This is a genomic window from Actinomadura sp. KC216, from assembly GCF_004348535.1.
Lineage (GTDB): Bacteria > Actinomycetota > Actinomycetes > Streptosporangiales > Streptosporangiaceae > Spirillospora.
Genome location: NZ_SMJX01000485.1, coordinates 1 through 4,537 on the forward strand (window position 1 = coordinate 1; position 4,537 = coordinate 4,537).

7 protein-coding genes are annotated in these 4,537 nt (G+C 73.6%); 3 read left to right on the forward strand and 4 right to left on the reverse strand.

Translation table 11 applies throughout. The features are described from left to right. Both E1264_RS40565 and E1264_RS40570 read left to right on the forward strand, forming a co-directional pair. Positions 1-269: hypothetical protein (locus E1264_RS40565; protein WP_243711476.1), on the forward strand; the 269-nt coding region annotated here is incomplete at its 5' end. Then, entirely contained in the window at positions 266-703 is a 438-nt protein-coding gene (locus tag E1264_RS40570) for a nuclear transport factor 2 family protein (protein ID WP_132182567.1), read from the forward strand. The genes E1264_RS40565 and E1264_RS40570, both read left to right, overlap by 4 nt. Here E1264_RS40570 and E1264_RS40575 read toward each other — a convergent pair. From E1264_RS40575 to E1264_RS40590, 4 genes are all read right to left on the reverse strand, one after another. Next, the gene (locus tag E1264_RS40575; RefSeq protein ID WP_132182569.1) at positions 684-2,216 is read right to left on the reverse strand and encodes an MFS transporter; all 1,533 of its coding nucleotides are present in this window, start codon (positions 2,214-2,216) and stop codon (positions 684-686) included. The genes E1264_RS40570 and E1264_RS40575 overlap by 20 nt on opposite strands. Continuing rightward, entirely contained in the window at positions 2,213-2,788 is a 576-nt protein-coding gene (locus tag E1264_RS40580; protein ID WP_132182571.1) for a TetR family transcriptional regulator, read from the reverse strand. Before E1264_RS40580 ends, E1264_RS40575 begins: the two co-directional genes overlap by 4 nt. A gap of 87 nt (positions 2,789-2,875) precedes the next feature. Then, positions 2,876-3,703 carry a maleylpyruvate isomerase family mycothiol-dependent enzyme gene (locus tag E1264_RS40585; protein WP_132182573.1) on the reverse strand — a complete coding sequence of 276 codons (828 nt, stop codon included), beginning with the start codon at positions 3,701-3,703 and terminating at the stop codon, positions 2,876-2,878. After that, positions 3,700-4,245: a sigma-70 family RNA polymerase sigma factor gene (locus E1264_RS40590; RefSeq protein WP_132182575.1), complete on the reverse strand. Its 546-nt coding sequence runs from the start codon at positions 4,243-4,245 to the stop codon at positions 3,700-3,702. The genes E1264_RS40585 and E1264_RS40590 overlap by 4 nt, the downstream gene beginning before the upstream one ends. Before the next feature lie 69 nt (positions 4,246-4,314). On the opposite strand from E1264_RS40590, the gene E1264_RS44245 reads away from it, so the two are divergent. After that, complete coding sequence (locus E1264_RS44245) at positions 4,315-4,458, forward strand: hypothetical protein (protein ID WP_165964640.1); 144 nt, start codon at positions 4,315-4,317, stop codon at positions 4,456-4,458. Positions 4,459-4,537 lie beyond the last annotated feature (79 nt).

Consider the following 4,537-nt stretch of genomic DNA (forward strand, 5'->3'; position numbering starts at 1 on the left):
ACGCGGGCGGGGGCGACCTGGACGCCCTGCTGGCCAGGCTCGGCGAGATACGGGAGGCGGAGGGCAGGGCCGGTGAGCCCTTCGAGGTTCACGTGATCTCGCCGGACGCCTATTCGCCCGACGGGGTGAAACGGCTGGAGGACAAGGGCGTCACCGACGTCATCGTCGGGTTCCGGATGCCCTACGAGAAAGGGCCCGACAAAGAGCCGCTGCACAAGAAGATCGAGAATCTGGAGCGGTTCGCGGAAAGGGTCATCGCCCGGACATGAAACAGGAACACGTTATAGGTGGGGAGCATCCGGCGCGGCGGGCGGCGCGGGCCTCGATGGCCGCCGTCATGGCGGGGCGCAAAGGCGAATGGCTGGAGCTCTTCGCGCCCGCTGCCCTGATCGAGGACCCCGTCGGGCCGTCGTTCCTCGATCCCGAAGGGCGCGGGCACCGGGGGCGCGACGGCATCGAGGCGTTCTGGGACGGCTTCATCTCCACCATCGCGAGCTTCGACTTCGCCGTGGCCGACTCGTTCGCCAACGGCCCCTGCTGCGCGAACATCGTGACGATCACCACGACGACCGGCGACGGCGCCACGATGACGATCGACTGCGTCATCGTCTACACGGTGGACGAGGACGGGCTCATAACGTCCCTGCGTGCCCACTGGGAACCGGACCGCGCGCTGGCCACGCTCAGGAAGCCTGCTCGGTGATGTCGGTGCCCTTCGGCACGATGGCGAAGACGGCCGCCGCGACGGCGATCATCAGGAGGCCGCCGAGCAGCGACGTCGTCTGCATCGAGTCCGTGAACGCCGCGCCCGCCGTGGCCGCGAGGTCGGGCAGGCCCTGCCGGTCGGCGATCGCCACCGCCGAGCCGAGGGACTCGCGCGACGCCGCCGCGGCCGGGGCGTCGAGCGTGCCGAGATCGTCGTCCAGGCCGGTGCGGTAGAGGAGCGCCGCGACGCTGCCGAGGACCGCCACGCCGAGGACGTTGCCCAGGTCGTAGCTGGTCTCCTCGATCGCGGCGGCGTTGCCCGCCCGGTCCCCCGGGCTGCCCGACATGATCATCGCGGAGGCGATGGCGAGCGACCCGATGCCGGCGCCGACCAGGCTGAGGGCGACCAGGACGTGCCAGTACGCGAGATCGCCGGGGACGGCGAACAGCACGAGCATGCCGGTGCCCGCGACGGCGAGCCCTCCAGCGAGCACGCTTCTGGCGCCCGTCCGCCGGGCGAGCCACGGTGCGAGCACCGACGCGAGGGTGGCGGTCGCGGCGACCGGAAGCAGCCGGACGCCCGTCGCGATCGGGCCGAACCCCTCGACGAGCTGCATCCACTGGGCGAGCAGCAGCAGCGCGGCGGCCAGCGCGAACGTCGCGCCCAGCGCCGCGACGGTGCCCGCGGTGAAGCGCCGGCTGGCGAACAGGCGCATGTCGAGGAGCGGGTCGCGGCGGCGCAGGCTGCGCGCGACGAACCAGCCCAGGGTCACGATCGCGGCGATCAGCGCGGCCCACCCGGGCGGGACGGCGAGGCTCTCCTCCTTCGCGAACCGCTTGAGCGACCACACGAGCAGGACCATGCCGACCAGCGACAGCACGGCGCCGACCCCGTCCCAGCGGCCGGGCCGCAGGCTGCGCGACTCGGGCAGGATCAGCGCGCCGGCGATCAGGGCGGCCACCATCAGCGGCACGTTCACCAGGAACGCGGCGTGCCAGGAGAAGTACTCCAGCAGCAGCCCGCCGACGACCGGCCCGACCGCCGCGCCGATCCCCGACACCGCGGCCCAGATCCCGAGCGCCGTCGCGCGCTCGGCCGGGTCGGTGAACACGGTGCGGATCAGCGACAGCGTCGTCGGCATGATCATCGCGCCGCCGAGGCCCAGCACGGCGCGCAGCGCGATCACCGCCTCGGCCGACCCGGCGAGCAGCACGAGCGCCGACGCGCCGCCGAACACGGCGTAGCCGGCCAGCAGCAGCCGCCTGCGCCCCCACCGGTCGCCGACCGCGCTCGCCGACACCAGCAGCCCCGCGAGGACGAGCGAGTACACGTCGACGATCCACAGCAGCTGGTTCGACGTCGGCCGCAGGTCCGCCGACATCTCGGGGATCGCGATGTTGAGGACCGTCAGGTCCATCGTGATGACCAGCAGGCTCGCCGACAGCACGACGACCGACGCCCACCGCCGCCGCGCCGACGCCTCCTGTGGCTTGCCCATCGCGACGCTCATCGGGGCTCCGTGAACAGTGCGGTGAGGGCGCCGGTCAGGACGTCCAGGTCGAGGGGCTCCTCGTGGAGCGCGGCATGCCAGGTGGCGCCGTCCGCGAACACCGCCACCGCCGTCGCCCTGGCGGGCCCGATGTGCGCGGACAGGATGGCGACCAGCTCGTCGAACCAGCGCAGCGACAGCGAGCGCAGCTGAGGGTCGTGGACGGAGGCCCAGGTCAGGGCGCTGTCCGCCTGGACGAGCCGCACGTCCCGCAGGTAGTCGTGGAACGCGGACGCGAGCGCGGCGGGCGCGGTGCTCATGTCCCGCATGGCCTCGCGGACGACCGCGAGCCCCTCGTCGATCTCGTCCGCGAGGTGCTGCATCGCCGCCTCGCGGAGGTCGGCCAGGGTCGCGAAGTACTGCGTCGTGGAGCCGAGCGGCACCCCCGCCCGCGCGGCGACGAGCCGGTGCGTCAGCCCGTCCGTCCCCACCTCGGTGATCAGCTCCGCGGCGGCCTCGACGATCACCCGCCGCCGCCCCGCGGGATCGCGCCGGCTCCGCGTCCGCCCGGCCGTCTCGCTCTCTTCCGGCATGCTCTCCGCTCCTAATGTACTGACGTACATGTACGATAGTACATTAGGTGGCCGAAGGCGGAGCCACGCGGTCGGCCCAGGCGCGGTCTACGGGCCGGAGAAGGCCGAGGCGGCCACCAGCACGTCGTGCGCGACGGCCCGATCGCCGCTGGTCTCGGCGTGGACGCTCGCGGGGTCGCGGCGCCCTCCGGTGAGGAAACAGAATTCGAGGACGTCCATGCGCACCTGCGCGGACGGGCCGTCACCGCCCGCCGCCTTTCCCAGCGGGATCGTCCACCGCCCGCCGCCCGGGCCGTCGAGGACCAGCCGCAGGACGCGGTCGGGATGGGCGCGGCCGGTCAGCGCGAGCCCGCCGGGCAGGCTCCGGGCGCCGAGGTCGGCGATCGGGTGCAGGTGCTCCGGGAGCGGCGGCGGGAGGTCGCGGCCCGTCGCCCGGGCGATGTCGTCGGCGTGGATCCACGTCTCGAAGGCGCGTTGCGTGACGCGGCCGGAGAGGCGCGTCCGCAGGCCGCCGACCTCGATCCGCCGGCCCGCGTCGGCCTCGGTCAGGCGGTCGCACAGGGCGTCCGCCTGCCGCCGCCAGGCCCGGCGCGCCTTCTGGGGCGGGGGGCAGCGGCTGATCGCCTCGCGGGTCCGGTCGAGAACCTCGCCGGCGGACGAGCCGCGCCCGTCGATCGCCTCGCCGACCAGCCCGTCGGTCGCGGCCAGGTGCACGACCAGGTCGCGGACGTCCCAGTCGTCGTAGGCCGCGACGGCCAGCCACTCGGCGTCACGCAGGTCGGCCAGCAGGGCGTCGAGCATGGCGACGAGCGCGGCGTAGGGCCGGGCGAAGCCGGGTGCAGGGCGGGCGGGAGGACGGCGGGCCAGGGCCGCCTGGAGCGTGCGCGCGCGCAGATCCACCGGAGGTTCGGTCATGGGGTGCTCCCTTCCTCGGCCAGGGTGTCGGCGATGCTGCGCAACCCGGTGCGGATCCGCGACTTGACGGTGCCTTCCGGTAACCCCAGCTCGGCGGCGGCCTGCCGGTAGGTCCGTCCGTGGTAGTAGGCGAGCTCGATCGCCTCGCGCAGGCGCTGCGGGAGGGCCGCCACCGCGCGCCGCACCCGCGCGCCCGTCTCGTCGGCGATGATCACGTCGATGATGGGCGCGGCCGGTTCGGGGTTCCCGACCGCGTCCAGCAGCCGCCGCCGGCGTTCCTCCTTGCGGACCCAGTCGACCGCGCGCCGGTGGGCGAGCAGCGCCAGCCACGTCCGCAGGCTCCCCCGGCCCGGGTCGAAGGCGTACGGGTGCTCCCACAGGTGGACGAACACGTCCTGCGTGATCTCCTCGGCGGCTTCACGGCTCCGCGTCACCCGTAACGCCAGCCTGTAGACGAGGGATGAGCAGCGGTCGTAGGCGTGCTGGAGGGCCGCGTCGTCTCCCGCCGCGAGACGCTGCCTGAGCCCGAAGTCCCCGTCCATCGAAACCTCTCCCTGCCTGACGACATGGTTGCCGCAGATGAGGTTCGTTCGCCGGAATGGCGGGGATGGATGATGGCCGAGTACGGCCGTCCGGCCGGCGGCGCCGCCGGCATGCGGCGCGTTGTTCCGTTCCACGCCGGCTCCTCCATCGCGCTGGTCGCCTTGGCTTCGCGCGGGCCGGGCATGCGGATGAATTCGGAGTCTGTGATCTGACTCACAGTGAATGGCCCCCGCGCGCGGCGCCCTCCTCCGCCGCCGCGCCGACCCCGGCCCCGATGCCGGAACGCGACCC